14 protein-coding genes are annotated in these 14,579 nt (G+C 72.4%); 5 read left to right on the top strand and 9 right to left on the bottom strand.

Annotation, left to right across the window (positions count from 1 at the left end):
- Positions 1-14: 14 nt before the first annotated feature.
- Positions 15-989: a thiamine pyrophosphate-dependent dehydrogenase E1 component subunit alpha gene (locus ACFQVC_RS20210; protein ID WP_381831919.1), complete on the bottom strand. Its 975-nt coding sequence runs from the start codon at positions 987-989 to the stop codon at positions 15-17.
- A 499-nt stretch (positions 990-1,488) separates the two neighbouring features.
- Here ACFQVC_RS20210 and ACFQVC_RS20205 point away from each other — a divergent pair, with 499 nt between their 5' ends.
- Positions 1,489-3,492, top strand: a complete 2,004-nt coding sequence (locus tag ACFQVC_RS20205; RefSeq protein WP_381832390.1) for an ABC transporter ATP-binding protein — start codon at positions 1,489-1,491, stop codon at positions 3,490-3,492.
- A 24-nt stretch (positions 3,493-3,516) separates the two neighbouring features.
- Here the strand turns inward: ACFQVC_RS20205 and ACFQVC_RS20200 are convergent, their stop codons facing one another.
- From ACFQVC_RS20200 to ACFQVC_RS20190, 3 genes are all read right to left on the bottom strand, one after another.
- A complete protein-coding gene (locus ACFQVC_RS20200; protein WP_381831917.1) occupies positions 3,517-3,699 on the bottom strand; it encodes a hypothetical protein in 183 nt (60 codons plus the stop codon).
- A 75-nt stretch (positions 3,700-3,774) separates the two neighbouring features.
- Positions 3,775-4,326, bottom strand: a complete 552-nt coding sequence (locus tag ACFQVC_RS20195) for a hypothetical protein (protein ID WP_381831916.1) — start codon at positions 4,324-4,326, stop codon at positions 3,775-3,777.
- A gap of 19 nt (positions 4,327-4,345) precedes the next feature.
- Positions 4,346-5,713, bottom strand: coding sequence for an amidohydrolase (locus tag ACFQVC_RS20190; RefSeq protein WP_381831914.1), 1,368 nt, complete (start codon positions 5,711-5,713; stop codon positions 4,346-4,348).
- Between the two features lie 100 nt (positions 5,714-5,813).
- Here ACFQVC_RS20190 and ACFQVC_RS20185 point away from each other — a divergent pair, with 100 nt between their 5' ends.
- Entirely contained in the window at positions 5,814-6,773 is a 960-nt protein-coding gene (locus tag ACFQVC_RS20185) for an endonuclease/exonuclease/phosphatase family protein (RefSeq protein WP_381831913.1), read from the top strand.
- A gap of 238 nt (positions 6,774-7,011) precedes the next feature.
- Positions 7,012-7,518: a DUF3574 domain-containing protein gene (locus tag ACFQVC_RS20180; RefSeq protein WP_381831911.1), complete on the top strand. Its 507-nt coding sequence runs from the start codon at positions 7,012-7,014 to the stop codon at positions 7,516-7,518.
- A gap of 7 nt (positions 7,519-7,525) precedes the next feature.
- On the opposite strand, the gene ACFQVC_RS20175 is transcribed toward ACFQVC_RS20180, so the two are convergent.
- The 3 genes from ACFQVC_RS20175 to ACFQVC_RS20165 all read right to left on the bottom strand — a co-directional run bounded on the left by ACFQVC_RS20175 (position 7,526) and on the right by ACFQVC_RS20165 (position 10,102).
- Complete coding sequence (locus tag ACFQVC_RS20175; protein ID WP_381831909.1) at positions 7,526-8,713, bottom strand: MAB_1171c family putative transporter; 1,188 nt, start codon at positions 8,711-8,713, stop codon at positions 7,526-7,528.
- Between the two features lie 6 nt (positions 8,714-8,719).
- Entirely contained in the window at positions 8,720-9,283 is a 564-nt protein-coding gene (locus ACFQVC_RS20170) for a toxin-antitoxin system, toxin component (protein WP_381832387.1), read from the bottom strand.
- Between the two features lie 138 nt (positions 9,284-9,421).
- The gene (locus ACFQVC_RS20165) at positions 9,422-10,102 is read right to left on the bottom strand and encodes a helix-turn-helix domain-containing protein (protein WP_381831907.1); all 681 of its coding nucleotides are present in this window, start codon (positions 10,100-10,102) and stop codon (positions 9,422-9,424) included.
- 430 nt (positions 10,103-10,532) lie between these two features.
- Here ACFQVC_RS20165 and ACFQVC_RS20160 point away from each other — a divergent pair, with 430 nt between their 5' ends.
- Positions 10,533-11,270, top strand: coding sequence for an MmyB family transcriptional regulator (locus ACFQVC_RS20160; RefSeq protein WP_381831905.1), 738 nt, complete (start codon positions 10,533-10,535; stop codon positions 11,268-11,270).
- Between the two features lie 203 nt (positions 11,271-11,473).
- On the opposite strand, the gene ACFQVC_RS20155 is transcribed toward ACFQVC_RS20160, so the two are convergent.
- Entirely contained in the window at positions 11,474-11,989 is a 516-nt protein-coding gene (locus tag ACFQVC_RS20155; RefSeq protein ID WP_381831904.1) for a lytic polysaccharide monooxygenase auxiliary activity family 9 protein, read from the bottom strand.
- A gap of 289 nt (positions 11,990-12,278) precedes the next feature.
- Here ACFQVC_RS20155 and ACFQVC_RS20150 point away from each other — a divergent pair, with 289 nt between their 5' ends.
- Positions 12,279-12,893 (top strand): hypothetical protein, encoded by a 615-nt coding sequence (locus tag ACFQVC_RS20150; protein WP_381831902.1) that lies wholly within the window; start codon positions 12,279-12,281, stop codon positions 12,891-12,893.
- A 40-nt stretch (positions 12,894-12,933) separates the two neighbouring features.
- Here the strand turns inward: ACFQVC_RS20150 and ACFQVC_RS20145 are convergent, their stop codons facing one another.
- Entirely contained in the window at positions 12,934-14,556 is a 1,623-nt protein-coding gene (locus ACFQVC_RS20145; protein WP_381831900.1) for an MFS transporter, read from the bottom strand.
- Between the last annotated feature and the right edge of the window lie 23 nt (positions 14,557-14,579).

The following is a 14,579-nucleotide window of genomic DNA, read 5'->3' as shown; positions in this document are numbered from 1 at the left end:
ATTCCGTACGCGGTTCAGTGCGGGATTCCGTACGAGATGTAGACGTCGGTCTCCAGGTCGGCCCGGGTCGGCTCGGGTGCCGCCTTCGCCTCCGCCACGGCCTCGTCGATGAGCCGGGCCACCTCCGCGTCGACGGCGTCGAGCTCCGGTGCGGTGAGCTCGGCCGACTCGGTCACCCTGGCCCGGAACCGCTTCAGGCAGTCGAGATGCGCACGCGCCTCCTGCACCTCGGTGGCGCGGTAGGTCTGCTGGTCGCCCTCGAAGTGGCCGTAATAGCGGGTGAGTTGGACCTCGATGAGGGTGGGGCCCGCCCCGCTCCTGGCACGTTCGACGGCCTCGCCCGCGGCCTCGTGCACGGCGAAGAAGTCGAAGCCGTCGACCGTGACGCCCGGCATGCCGAAGGCGCTCGCGCGGGCCGCGATGGAGCCGCCGCCCACCGACCAGGAGGCGGCGGTGGCCTCGGCGTAGCCGTTGTTCTCGGCGACGAACACGGCGGGCAGCTGCCATACCGTGGCCAGGTTCAGGGACTCCAGAGTGGTGCCCTGGTTGGAGCCGCCGTCGCCGAAGAACGCCACGGCCACACCGCCGTCGCCGCGCTGCTTGGCGGCCAGTGCGGCGCCGCAGATCAGCGGCGGTCCACCGCCGACGATGCCGTTGGCGCCGAGCATGCCCTTGGCGAGGTCGGCGATATGCATCGAGCCACCCTTGCCGTGGCAGGAGCCGGTGGTGCGGCCGTAGATCTCCGCCATCATGGCTTTGACGTCGACGTTCTTCGCGATGCAGTGACCGTGGCCGCGGTGGGTGGAGGCGATGGCGTCACGGTCGTCGTCGAGGTGCATGCACACGCCGGTCGCGGAGGCCTCCTCACCGGCGTAGAGATGTACGAAGCCGGGGATGTCGCCGGTGGCGAACTCGGTGTGGAGGCGTTCCTCGAACGCGCGGATGGTGCGCATGGTGCGGTATGCCCGGAGCAGGACTTTCTCTTCCATGGCAACTCCTTGCCGTGGGGAGCCTGTTGGGGTGCTGTGACCGTCATGTCACCCGCGGTGGCGGGCGGCAAGGGTTGCCCGGGGTTGCGAGCGGGCCGGCCGGCCCGGCAGGTACCGACCGGAGGCACCGCCCGGAGACCTCACTCGGAGGCACCGCTCGGGAGGCGTGTTCCCCCTCGTGCTCCGGGTGCTCCGTGGCGGACTTCCCGCGCGCCCTGGGTTGTTGACTCCGACACCGCGATAGTGAGCGTCCGTTCGCGACCGGCAGGACGGTGCGGCAGGTACGGCCGGCGGGACGAGCGCGATGACCGGAGGGTGCTACGTGAAATTCATACGGGGGGCGCGGACCGCGGACAGTGCAGCGGGCGACGCGGAAGACGCTGCCGATACGCGAGGCGCGGGCGCTGCCCGAGGCGCGGGCGGCGCGGCCGACAACGGCGGCGCGGGCTCCGCGACCGGCGCGCCCCGGGGTTCGGAAGAGCTCCTCTTCGGCGGCCCCCTGCGCTACGACACCGGCTGGGCGCAGCACGAAGAGGCCTTTCTGCAGATGAATCTGCGGGTCATGGTGAAGCGGCTGCCCGCGCTCCTGGCCTCCAGCTTCCGGCTCGCCTGGCAGGCCGACCGGGCCGCCGCGCGCATCGTCATCGCCGCCGAGCTCGGCCGCGGCGTCGCACAGGCGGTGAACCTGCTCGCGGTCAACAGCGTGCTCGCCCGGCTGATGACGCAGGGCTCCATGGAGGCACGACTGCGCGGCGCCGTGCCCGCGCTGGTGACGGTGGCGTGCGTGATGCTGGTGGCGGCGCTCCTGAGGGCCGCGTCGACCTATGCCACAGGGCGCCTGGAGCCGAAGGTGGAGCGGGTGGCGACCGAGCAGTATCTGGAGCGGGCCGCGGCCGTGGAGCTCGCGGCGATCGAGGACGACGCGTTCCACAAGCTCCTGGACACCGCGCAGTACGGCGCCGCGTCGGCCCGGCGCATGATCGCCATCGCCACGCGGGTGGTGAACGCGACGATCTCGCTCGCCGCGGCCGCCGGTGTGCTCACCGTGCTGCATCCGGTGCTGTTACCGCTGCTCGTGACGATGACCCTGCCGAGTGCCTGGGCGGCGCTGACCATCGCGCGCCGCCGCTACCGCTCGTTCCACGCGTGGGTGCAGCACGCCCGCGCGGGCCGTCTGATCAGCAGTCTGCTCACGGAGACCCGGGCGGCCCCCGAGATCCGGGTGCACGGCGTCGGCCCGTTCCTGCTGCGGCACTTCCGGTCCATGTCGGAGTCGGCGGAGGCGGAGCAGGCGCGCCTGGCCCGGCTCGCGGCCCGTACGGGGCTGATCGCGGCGTCCCTGACGGGGCTCGCCGCGACCGCGACGTACGCGACGCTCGGCGGCCTTCTGCTGCTCGGCGCGATGTCCCTGGCCGTCGCGGGCACCGCCGTGATCGCCATCCGTACCGGCTCGTCGAACCTCAACACCCTGGTCCTCGAGGTGAACGAGCTGCACGAGAACGCCCTGTTCGTGGGCGACTTGGAGCGCCTGTACGTGAAGGCCGCCGACTGGGCCGTGCCGAGCGGCGGCAGCGAACTGCCCGCGGAGCCGCGCGAGATCCGCTTCGAGAAGGTGACGTTCTCCTACCCGGGCCGGGACGCGCGCCCGGCGCTCAGCGAGGTCTCCCTGTCCATCCCGACCGGCAAGATCGTCGCTCTGGTCGGGGAGAACGGCTCGGGCAAGACCACCCTGGTCAAGCTGCTCGCCGGGCTCTACTCACCGCAGCAGGGCCGCATTTGGTGGGACGACGTGGACGCGGCGGACGCGGAGCGCACCCGGCTCACGGAGCGGATCGCCATGGTGGCGCAGGACTTCAAGCGCTGGCCGTTCACGGCGCGGGTCAATATCGCCATCGGCAGGCCGGGGGCGGAGATGTCGGACGGGCGCCTGGACGCCTCCGTCGCCGAGGCGGGGGCGGGCGATGTGGTGTCCGGTCTGCCGCGCGGCCTCGACACATTGCTGGCGCGCAGCTTCAGCGGCGGGCACGAGCTGTCGGGCGGTCAGTGGCAGCGGCTCGGGATCGCGCGTGCGGCGTACCGCAAGGGCCGGATCCTGATCGTGGACGAGCCGACGGCGGCGCTCGACGCCCGTGCGGAGCTGGAGGTGTTCGAGAAGATCCGGGCGCTGGCGGGCTCGGGCCAGACGGTCATCCTGATCACGCACCGGCTGGCGTCGGTGCGGCACGCGGACCTGGTCCATGTCCTGGACGCGGGCCGTCTGGTGGAGTCCGGGACGCCGGAGGAGCTGCTCAACTCCGGGGGTGTGTACGCGGAGCTGTACGCGCTGCAGGCGAGCCAGTTCGCGGAGGGGGCGCCGGGACGAGGAGCGCCGGGGCGGGAAGTGCCGGGGCGGGAAGCGCCGGGGCGGGAAGCGCCCGCGAAAGGGGTGCCCGCGAAGGAGATGCCCGCGAAAGGGGTGCCCGCGCAGCCTTCGCGCAACGGGCACCCCACTAAAGGCAGTTGACCGGTCGGCCCGGCCGCCGGCCGTTCAGTCGCCGCCCTCGGACCCCGGCACGACGACCAGGAAGGCATCGGCGAGCAGATCCATCACGACTTCGGCCTGCTGGCCCTCAAGCCGTCTGGCCTGAGCGAACTCCTCCGCGGGCCAGGAGCCTCGCGGCCCGCCCGCCGGGAACTGCTGGAGCACGACACGTCCGCCGCACTTGTTCATGGGGCACCCCCGTTGTCGACCTTGTACCCGGTTATTAAGACGCATTCGGGGGTGGTACGGGTGCGGGATGTGACGCTACTGACACCTCGTCGATTCCGATCCGGGACGCTCGGCGGCGTCGGTACCGGTCTCGGGGGCGGTCTCGGGGGCGGTCTCGGCGGCGGCACACGGCGCGGGCCGCACGGTGACCGTGACGACGGGGGACGCGGCGCCGCCGCCGGTGATGCGCAGCTCGTTCACGCCGGTGCGGCCGAGCTTGACGCGCATGGCGTACGTGCCGTTCGTACGCGTCTTGACGCTCGCGGGCAGTGCGCTCCAGCGGGTGAGCGCGGTCCGGTCCTCGGCGGAAGTCCCCTGGCCATCGGGGGTGACGGTGGTCTTCTGCTCCAGGGCGAGAGGCGTGCCGGGCTTGATGCCGTGGGCCGAGCCGGAGATCTTGAACTCCTGCCACTGGGTGACGTCCGCCCGGTCCGCGGTGGCGGTCAGCGCGGGCTCGGGGGCCCGGAGAGGGGCGGGGTGAGGAGCGGGGTGAGGGGCGGAGTCGGCCCCCGGCGCGGCGGCGCCGAGGCTGCCGAGTCCGGTGAGGAGACAAAGGATGACGGCCGCTGAGCGGTGAGTACGGTTCACAGGGACCAAATTAGCCACTTCAGGCCCGATAGTCCTGAATGCGCCGCCCGTGCGCCCGGCGCGTCAACTCCGGGAGCCGCTCCCCCAGTTCGGCCACGGTCTGCGGCACGTCGAGCGTGAGGAGCCGCCGGTCGCGCATCAGGACCCGGCCGTCGACGATCGTGGTGGTGACATCGGCGGAGCGGGCACTGTGCACAAGGGTGGCGGCCAGATCGTGCACCGGCTGGGTGTGCGGGCCGCTCAGGTCCACCAGGATCAGATCGGCGCGGCGGCCGGGTGCGAGCGCACCGGCACTGTCGCCGAGACCGACCGCGCGGGCGCTCTGCACGGTGGCGTGGTGCAGGGCCTGCCGCGCGGTGAGCCAGGCCGGGTCGCCCTCGGTCTGCTTCTGCACGAGCGCCGTCAGGGCCATGGACTCCCAGACGTCGAGGGTGTTGTTGGAGGCGGCGCCGTCGGTGGCGAGGCCGACGGGGATACCCAGTTCGGCGAGTGCGCGCACGGGTGTGGTGTCCCAGGCGAACTTCAGATAGCCCTTGGGCGCGCTGGCCACGGCGATCCGGGCACGGGCCCGGCGCAGCACCTCCAGATCACGCTCGACGATGCCCGTACCGTGCGCGATCAGCAGCTCGATGCCGTCGTCGAACAGGCCCGCGCGGTCCAGGGTCTCGATGGGGGTACGGCCGGTGCGGGCCAGGCTGCTCTCGGTCTGCTCGCGGTTCTCGGCCGCGTGGATGTGCACCGGCAGACCGTGCTCGCGGGCGAGCCGGGCGGTGGCGGCGAGATCGGTGTCGTCGACGGTGTACGGGGCGTGCGGTGCGAGACACGTGCTGATCCGGCCGTCGGCGGTGCCCCGGTGGCGCAGCGCGAAGTCGAGGGAGCGGGCCCTGCCCTCCTCCCCCTGGCTGGAGAAGTAGGCCGCGCCGAGATTCGCGCGCAGTCCGCACTCGGTGACGACGGCGGCGACCTCGTCCATCGCGAAGTAGTGGTCGGCGAAGCAGGTGACACCGGCGCGGATCATCTCGGCGCAGGCGAGCCGGGCGCCGAGCCGCACGTCGCGGGCGGTCAGATTGGACTCGATGGGCCAGATCCAGTCGTTGAACCACTGCTCGACCGGAAGGTCCTCGGCGATACCGCGCAGCGCCACCATCGGGCTGTGCGTATGGCAGTTGATCAGTCCCGGCATGGCGAGCTGCCCGGCGGCGTCGATGCGCTCGGCCGCGGGCAGTGCCGCGGCGGCGGCGCTGTCCGTCACGGCGGTGATGGCACCCGCGCGCACGACGACGGCACGGTCCTCGGCGAAGCCGATCCGGCCTTGATCGTCGTGCAGGAGGGCGGCGCACCCGGAGATGATGAGATCGGCGGGGCCGTACGCATCAGTCGCGGTCATGCCGCCAAGGTAGCGGGAGTGCGCATCCCGGATCCCTGTCCGGGCCGCCACCGGGCTGGCACTCTGGCGCTCCACACCGTCGCGGAGGACGGAGCCCGCCATGATCATCGGTACTTGGAACCTGGAGAACCTCTATCGCCCGGGCGGCCCCTTCGGCCCCACCGACAAGGCGGCGTACGAAGCGAAGCTGGCCTCCCTGGCCGCCACGATCGACGCGCTCCGGCCGAGCATCCTCGGTGTCCAGGAGGTCGGTGACCCCGAGGCCCTGGACGATCTGGCCGGGATGCTCGACGGCCAGTGGCACACGCTGCTCTCCCGGTTCCCCGACGACCGGGGCATCCGGGTGGGCTTCCTCAGCCGGATCGCTCTCAGCGAGGGCACGGACACGGCCGCCTTCCCCGAGCCGCTCCTGCCGGTGCAGAGCAATGACGCGGGGCGGCGGGCCGACCGGATGGGGCGTGGGGTGCTCCTTGCGAGCTGGCTCACCCGCGGCCACTGGGTCACGGTCGCGGTCTGCCATCTCAAGTCGAAGCTGCTCTCCTACCCGGGCGGGCGGTTCACGCCGCGGGACGAGGGCGAGCGGGCGCGGTACGCGGCGTACGCCCTGAACCGGCGGGCCGCCGAGGCCGCCACGGTGCGCGCCGTGGCCGATGACTTCCTGCGGCACCGCGGCGGGAAGAGCGACCGGCTCGTCGTGCTCGGTGACCTCAACGACGAGGTGACGGCGGCCACGACACAGATCCTGCAGGGCCCGCCGGGCTCCGAGATCGGCACCCCTGGTCACGACAGGCCCGACAAGGGCGACGACCTGCGGCTGTGGAACATCGCGCCCCGCATACCCGCGGACCGGCGCTACTCCCGTATCCACGCGGGCCGCCGTGAGCTGATCGACCACATCCTGGTGAGCCACGAGGCGCTGCGCCTGACGCGCGCGGCGGGCACGGGTCTGCCCGACGCGGCCGGGGCGCCGGAGCTGCCGTCGGTCGGCGAGGACCCGGCCGCGCGCCGGGACGCCCGGGGCTCCGACCACGCGCCGGTCTGGATCGACGCCGACGTGTGAGGGCACCGGCGGCGCGGAGGGCCGACGGTGAGAGGGGGGACCGGCGGCGCGGAGGAGTCGGCGGTGCGTCGGCCCCCGGCGGCGCGTCGGCCACGAGGACGGTCAACGGCAGCGGGTTCCGGCCGGATTCACCGCGTACGGCCGCGGCGGGAGCGGGTCCTTGCGATAGTGAGCGACGCCCGTAGCGCCCCCGCAGCGCCAGGGCACCGCCACCGCCCTCCGACCAAGGGACGGACCCATGCCCCGCACCGCCATCCCGCGCAGCACCCTGTCTCGTACCGCCGTGCGTCGTACCGCCCTCTCCCGCCCCCGACTCGCCGTCGCCGCGGCCGCGTTGACCGTGCTCACGGTGGGCGCGCCGGCCGCGTACGCCTCGCTGGACGGCGAACGCCCGCAGGCGGCGTCGGCGCCTGCCGACAAGTATCTGGAGACCCGGCTGTTCTTCGGCACGGAGCGGCCGGACGGTGGACCGGACGTCACCGACAAGCAGTTCATGCGGTTCATCGACCGCGAGGTGACACCGCGCTTCCCTGACGGCCTCACCGTCCAGGACGGCCGCGGCCAGTGGCGGGACGCGAACGGCCGCATAGAGCGGGAGCGTTCGTACGAGCTGATCCTGCTGTACCCCGCCACGGAGGCCACCGAGCGCGACCCGCAGCTCGAAGCCATCCGCAAGGCCTACGTCCACGCCTACGGCCAGGAGTCGGTCGCCCGCCTCGACGACCATGTGAAGGTCGACTTCTGAACTGCCGCTACCAGATGGACTCGTGGGCGCCGGTTTCCGGTTTCGGGGATGTTCTGCGGATCGCTTCGACCACTGGGGAGTGGCGCAGAGCCCGGGAGACGCGGACGAGGTCGGGGGGCGGTTCGTCCCAGGGCGGGGAGGGGGGCGGGCGTTCGCCGTCCGGGTCGTCCGTGCGGGCCGCGATGGCCGCTGTGAGGACCGCGGCCTCGGCGACCGCGGCCGCCTCCTCGGGATCCGCTCCCGCCTCGGTCGCCGCGTCGTGGGCGAGGGTGCGCACGGAGCGGTCCACATACGGCTTGAGGGTGAGCAGCCCGTCGTGGATATCGGCCTCGCGCTGGGTGAGGCGCAGTCCCACCGGCGCCCACCAGGGCAGCCGGATGGAGCTCGCCGGGTGCGGGGCGACGCGGCGCAGTTCCTTCCACAGCGGGCCGAGCTGGCGGTACGCGGCCCGCTCCCGCAGGTTCTCGGAGAGCCGCTGGCCGGTGAGCGGCAGGATGAACCCGGCGGCCACGAAGATCGCCGCCGCGGCGGCGAACGGCGGCGCCACATAGGTGCTCAGGTAGTCCCAGTCGTGGCCCGCCCAACGCGCGCCCACGGCCGCCATCTTGCACACGTCGTAGCAGAGGTCGAGCAGATAGCCGGTCACGATGGAGGCCAGGCCCGCCCGCAGCCAGCCGTGCACTTCGCGCTGCCAGCGCCAGCACAGCACGGTCACCACGACACCGGCCGCCGAGTGCGCAAGCAGGTAGACCACGATCATTTCGCGGATGAAAGGCGTGTTCGCGTAGTACGTGTCCAGGTCGCGCAGGCGCTCCACGGGGGCGTCGCCGAGGGAGAAGAGCACGGCGATGGCCACGATGACGGTGATGTAGCTGCCGATGCACCAGTGCGAGGCCCGGCGGGTGCGTTCCGGTGGCCCGCCGCGCCAGTTGACGATCAGGAGCACGCAGGACGCGCTGAAGGCGGACAGGACGCAGTACGTGAGCGGAGCCGAGAAGTTGGGGACGCCGGTGATCCGGTTGACCGTCGAGATCGTCGGCGGGGCGGCGAAGAAGAACACCGTGCCGCCGACGAAGAGCAGCCAGCAGGCGGACCGCAGCAGCGGATCGTGCCAGTCCTGCAGCATCGCCGGGAACTTGACGGCGAGCGCGGTGGCGAGCAGCGCCGCCGGCAGATAGAAGCCGAGGCTGTTCACGCCGGCTCAGCTCTGCGGTGCCGGCGGCGGTCCGTGCGGGCCCTGCGGTCCCCGGTAGCCGAGTGAGGCCTCGATCCGGCCGGCGACGGCGTCCCGGCCCGGCGCCCCGCGCCCCACCGCGCCGCCCGCGAGCCAGGGGCGGCACTTGCTGGCGAGCAGCAGCCCGAAGCTCTCGGCGTCGTTCTCGTCGGCCTGGTCGAAGTGGGTGCGCGCGGCCACGCGCTGGACGGTGGCCTGCAGATCGGCGTCGTCGGAAAGGAGCCGAGCGGCGACTCCGGCGCCCGTGACGTGGTGGGTGCAGTGACCGGCTTCCATGTGCCACAACTCGTGGCCCAGGATGACCAGTTGGTGATCGGGCGCGGTCTGCTCCTCGATCACGATCAGATCCTGGTCCGCCATGTCGAGCCAGAGCCCGCTCGCCGTCCTGGGCGGGAACGCGGCCGTGCGGTGCCGGACCGGCCGGCCCCTGCGGCTGCTCATGACGCCGCACAGCGCGTCGTGCAGATCTCTGGGCTCGGCCGGCGCGGGAAGCTCGATCCCGGCGACCAACTCGCCGCAGAGCCGACGCATGTCCCTGCCTATGCCCACCGTTCTCCCTGTGCCTCTGTCGCCGTTGCCGCCGCGTTCCCCGGCCCCCGGTACGGCCGGAGGCCGTCCGTCATGGAAGACCGCGAAACACCGTCCATCACCTGACACCCCGGCACGCCATCACGACTCCGACCGCTTCACGTTCTCGAGCAGCATGTCGAGCCACTCGGTGACCTTGTCCCGGTGTTTGTCCGTGGGCAGTTGGGCGGCCCGCCAGGCGATCCCGCGTACGCCGTGGTCCTGCAGCAGCCGCTCCAGCGGGTCCTCGGGCATCTCGCCCGGACCCTCGGGCACGGCGGCCGGCTCGGGTTCGGCCTCCTCGGAGCGCCTGAGCTGAAGCTCCTGTTCGATGCGCTGGAGGGCGCCGGCGAGCGCGTCGGCGTCCTCCGCGGTGAGGAAGCCGGCGTGCACCTGGAAGAAGCGCTGGATGGCGGCGCAGTGTTCCATGGTCGGCCGCCGGTCGCCGTTGATCAGCGCGCCGGCCTGCTGGCGCGACATCCGCGCCCCGTCGGCGATCTCCTGCTGTGTGAAGCGGCGTCCGTCCGGCTTCAGGCGGGTCTTGCGCAGCAGCGCGAACCGCTGCAGGAAGCGGGCCTGCAGATCGGGCTCGCCGGCCGGCCGCCCTTCGAGCAGGTCCTTGATCACGGCGACGGGGACCCCGGATTCCGCGGACAGGCGCGGCAGGTGGAACGCCTCGTCACGACTCACACCGACCCGGTCGGCGAGTTCGGCGACACGGGCGACGACCGCGGCCAGCGGGCCGGCAGCCGCCCGGCCCGGACCCGTGAAGTCATCAGCCACCGGCGGATCTCCTACATCGAGTGGATCGAATTCGGTCAACTGTCGTTCAGCTACAGCTGTCTGCAGGTGTCGCACCCCGTTTGCTGCCACCGTCTCCCCCGACACCTGCGGCACATGGTGCACCACACCTGGGCACACCCCAGGACGTTCCGGTTCCAGACAACACCTGGGGCTGCCCGGAGGCTAGCCGTTCCGTCGAATCGCAGCCAGACCTTGCCACAGCTGTGGCGCAAAGCGTTCGCTCAGGACCAGGAAATGCCACGATCATTGACACGTACAGTGCGGGGCCAGGAGTATCACCTTCAACAAAACACCGCCGACGGAGCACAGCGGCACGGCAGCGGAGCACTGCTGAACCAGCGCTCTGCAAGCAGCAGTTGAGCACGGTCTCACCACGGGAGGGACAGCGTCTCGATGGCGAATGATCTCGATGACGAATGACCCCGCAGCAGGACTGCCCGGTCCCGCACAGACCCGGCCCGGCAACGCCCTCTCCTCACAACCCGCCTCCCCTGAGCGGGAGTTCGAGAAGCGCTCCTACCTGCGTGACTACGCCGCGATGATGGACGCCACACCGCACCCCTCACTTCTGATCGACCACAGCTGGAACGTGACGGCGGCGAACCGGGGCTACGAGACGCTGTTCCGCGAGGCAGGACCGCACCCCACCGCGATGCCCGGCCAGAACTTCCTGCGCTTCGTGCTCTTCCACCCGGACGCGGCCGATGTCCTGCGGGAGCACGAGACGAGCTGGTGTCTACCGCTGCTCGCACAGTTCTCCGCGGCGCTCGAGACGCATGCGCAGGACGCCACGCTGCAGGACATCCGCCGGCACATCGCGGACGACGCGCTGATGAACGCCGCCTACCAGCAGGGCCTGCCCCGCTGGATGCGCCTGGTCGGCGCGCGCGCCCTCGACCACGACGGGGCGGTACGCCCGCTGCACCACCCCGACCCGCCGTGGGGGCGCACCACGTGCCGGGTGGTGACGGAGACCCCCTCGACCCTGCAGAGCCTCGGACTCACCCGGATGACGCTGGTCCTGCACGCGCAGAGCACGGCTCCGTCGGTCCCGCAGCAGCGCGAGGCCCCGTCCGCGCGCCCGCACGGCACCACCGGGCGGCGCCCCGCCGCGCCCCACCTCAGAGTCGTCCCGGCCGGGCCGTAGGACCCAGGGCCGGGAACAGCGGGGGGCTGCGGAACCCCGGCGCCGGGGTACGGGGGCACGGGGGGTACGGGGGAAACAGGCCCCGGCGCCGGAACCGGAGCAGCACCAGTGAGCCCTGCCGGGTGGTGCCCGGCAGGGCTCACTGGTGTCAGGTCCGGCGCGGTCCGGCGCACCCCAGAGGGGCGCGGGTGACTACGCCGCGCTCAGCCGATGTTCACGTCGATGCAGGCATAGAAGGCGTTCGCCGTGTCGGCGATGTTCCACACCGCGAGCACCTTCTGCTTGCCGCTCGCGCCACCGAAGTCGACCTGGTGCGTGACCGTGGAGCCCGGCTGGGCACCGCCGTCGTCGAACTCCGCGACCTTGTTGCCGCCGACGTAGTACTCCCACGTGCTGGTGGCGTGCGCGGCGGTCAGGGTCCAGGTGAAGGCCTGGGATTTGCCCACCGGAGTGGCGACCCAGCCCTTGCTGTCGTCGTCGAGCTCGGCGAAGCGCGAGATCCCCGCGCTGCAGCTCTTGAGCCCCTTCGGGCCCTCGACGCTCTGCGGTTCATAGGTGATGTCACCGCAGGAGACGGTGCCCTGGGCGCACTGGGCCTGGCGGCTCGCCGGTGAGTTGACGTAGCCGTGTGCGCTGGCCGAGCCGGTGGACAGGGTCAGGGCGATGAGGGGAGCGATGCCCGCGCCGACGGCGACGGCGAGCTTGCGGTTCTTGTGCATGACTACTCCTTCACTGCAAAGAGCCGCCGCTGCTCGTGGGGGTCACGCGACGGCTCCACTCGGTGGGGGGAGGTGAAGGAGCGTGAAAGTGCGCTTCCCCGCACGGCACCAGGGCGCGCCAACCAGGCGGCCGGTACAGGGAGTTCACGCTCATTCCTGGTCTAGACCTTGGGCTAGACCATAGCGGTTGTCTGGCCACGGTCAAGAGGTCAACTACTTTTCTCCGTACTCCCCGCGCCCCCCGCGCGCATTGCTCGGTCACACCCTTTACGCGCCTAACATCCCCTTTGTGCGACTTGTACCGAAGCCCGTCGGCGATCTGACCGTCATGGTGATCCGGCACGGCGAGAAGCCCGATGCCGAACACCCGGGCGTGGACGAGCGGTTGAATCCGGACAAGAAGTCGCTGACCGCCCGCGGCTGGGACCGGGCGCGCAAGCTCCCGGGCCTCTTCGCCCCCGCCGACGACGGCGGTGGCGGCAGCGACGGCGAGAACGGCAGCGACGGCGAGGGCACCGACGACCGGACGCTGCCCCTGCCCGCCGCCGTCTACGCGGCCGGCAGAGGGCCCGCGGGCGGTGCGCGCAGACTCGCGCAGACCGTCACGCCGCTCGCCGAGCAGCTGGGTCTGCCCGTACGCACCGACTGCGGCAAGACGCAGGAGCGCGCACTCGCCGAGGCCGTCCTCGCCGGGGCCGCGTCACCGGTCCTCATCTGCTGGCAGCACAGTCATATCCCGTCCCTCGTACGGGCGTTGGGCGCCAGGGACGCCGGTCCCGCAGCGCCGCCGCGACGCTGGCCATCGGACCGCTTCGACCTGGTCTGGCTCTTCCGGTACGACGCCGGGACCGGCCGGTGGACCTTCCGGCAGGCCGACCAGGGGCTCCTGGAAGGCGACCGCTGACGCGCGGCGGCCCCCGCCCCGGCCACCTCGGAGCGCGCGCCTACCTGTCCTCTTCGGACGAGGCGTCCGGCGCCTCCGACGGCGGTGCCTCCAGCGGCGGTGCCGCCACCGCGCAGTGGCTGTGGCACTCGGGTCGGCGGTCCTCGGGCGGCTCCGTCCCGGGGCCGCGCACCGTCAGCCACGCGATCACCGCGCCCAGGGCGAGCAGCCCGGCGCACAGCGGCATGGCGCGCCGGAACGCGGCGCCGAACTCGTCGGCGGAGCGGTACGCCTCGGGGCCCATGCCGACGAGCAGCGGCAGCGCGGCCACCGTGATCAGGCCCGCGGCGCGGGCGGCCGCGTTGTTCACGCCGCTGGCCAGGCCCGCACGTGCGGTGTCGACGGAGGCGAGGACGGTGGCGGTGAGCGGGGCGACCAGAGTCACCATGCCCAGGCCGAGCACCGAGACGGCGGGCAGCACGTCGGCGGCGTACGACGTGTGCGCGCCGTCCACGCGCAGCATCAGGAGCATGCCCGCCGCGCACAGCAACGGGCCGACGGTGAGCGGGAGCCGGGGCCCGATGCGCTGGGCAAGCTCCCCCGAGCGGGCGGACAGGAACAGCATCAGGACGGTGGTGGGCAGCAGCGCGGTGCCCGCGGCGAGCGCCGAGTAGCCCGCCACGACCTGGAGTTGGAGGGCGGAGAGGAAGAAGAAGCCGCCGAACGCGCCGTAGACGCACAGGGTGACGACGTTGACGGCGGTGAACTCGCGGGCCGTGAACAGGGACGGCGGCAGCATCGGGTCGGGACGCCGGCGTTCGACGTGGACGAAGAACACCCCGAGGGCCAGGCCCGCGGCCGCGGCGCCGATGACCGCGGGCGACGAGGCGCCGTCGGGCGCGGCGATCAGGGCGTAGGTCAGCAGGGCGAGGGTGAGCGCGCCGAGCACCGCGCCGAGGACGTCGAAGGGCTTGCGCTCATGGCCCGCCGCGCCGACCGTCCCATCGGCACCCTCATGGCCCACCGCGCCGACCGTCCCATCGGCACCGTCATGGCCCACCGCGCCCACCGCGGCCCCGGAGGATGCCGAGGATTCCGGTACGTGCCGCAGGGCCACGGGTACGCACACCGCGGCGAGCGGCACGTTGAGCAGGAACACCCAGCGCCAGCCGGGCCCGTCCACGAGCCAGCCGCCGAGGAAGGGGCCGACGGCGGCGCCGACGCCGCCGAGGCCCGACCACACGCCGACCGCCTTGGCCCGGTCGTCGGGGTGGAAGGAGGCCTGGATCAGGGCGAGGGAGCCGGGTGTGAGCAGCGCGCCGCCGACTCCCTGCAGGGCGCGGGCGGCGATGAGGACCCCGGCGTTCGGGGCGAGTCCGCACAGCAGCGAGGCGGCCGCGAACCAGACGACGCCGGTCACGAAGACCTTGCGGCGGCCGAACCGGTCGCCCAGCGCACCGCCGAGCAGGATCAGGCCCGCGAGCGTGAGCATGTACGCGTTGACGGTCCACTGCAGGGCCGCGAGGTCGGCGTCGAGATCCGCGCCGATACGGCGCAGGGCCACGTTCACGACCGTCGAGTCGAGCAGCGCCATGCCGGATCCGAGCACGGTGGTCAGGAGCACCCAGCGGCCCGCGGCGCTCTTGGTCCGCAGGGTGCCGGGCAGGGGCTCGCCTTCGCTCATGTCCGGATCATCCTCCGCGGGGC

Origin of the sequence: Streptomyces monticola, from assembly GCF_042665355.1 — a bacterium.
Classification (GTDB): domain Bacteria; phylum Actinomycetota; class Actinomycetes; order Streptomycetales; family Streptomycetaceae; genus Streptomyces; species Streptomyces monticola.
This window is presented reverse-complemented; position numbering and strand designations above follow the sequence as displayed.

Excerpts from the sequence above, each read along its gene's own strand:
- ACFQVC_RS20210 (WP_381831919.1), bottom strand. The coding sequence starts at position 989 with ATGGAAGAGAAAGTCCTGCTCCGGGCATACCGCACCATGCGCACCATC.
- ACFQVC_RS20170 (WP_381832387.1), bottom strand. The coding sequence starts at position 9,283 with ATGCGTCGGCTCTGCGGCGAGTTGGTCGCCGGGATCGAGCTTCCCGCG.
- ACFQVC_RS20185 (WP_381831913.1), top strand. The coding sequence starts at position 5,814 with ATGATCATCGGTACTTGGAACCTGGAGAACCTCTATCGCCCGGGCGGC.
- ACFQVC_RS20180 (WP_381831911.1), top strand. The coding sequence starts at position 7,012 with ATGCCCCGCACCGCCATCCCGCGCAGCACCCTGTCTCGTACCGCCGTG.
- ACFQVC_RS20200 (WP_381831917.1), bottom strand. The coding sequence starts at position 3,699 with ATGAACAAGTGCGGCGGACGTGTCGTGCTCCAGCAGTTCCCGGCGGGC.
- ACFQVC_RS20155 (WP_381831904.1), bottom strand. The coding sequence starts at position 11,989 with ATGCACAAGAACCGCAAGCTCGCCGTCGCCGTCGGCGCGGGCATCGCT.
- ACFQVC_RS20190 (WP_381831914.1), bottom strand. The coding sequence starts at position 5,713 with ATGACCGCGACTGATGCGTACGGCCCCGCCGATCTCATCATCTCCGGG.
- ACFQVC_RS20145 (WP_381831900.1), bottom strand. The coding sequence starts at position 14,556 with ATGAGCGAAGGCGAGCCCCTGCCCGGCACCCTGCGGACCAAGAGCGCC.
- ACFQVC_RS20160 (WP_381831905.1), top strand. The coding sequence starts at position 10,533 with ATGACGAATGACCCCGCAGCAGGACTGCCCGGTCCCGCACAGACCCGG.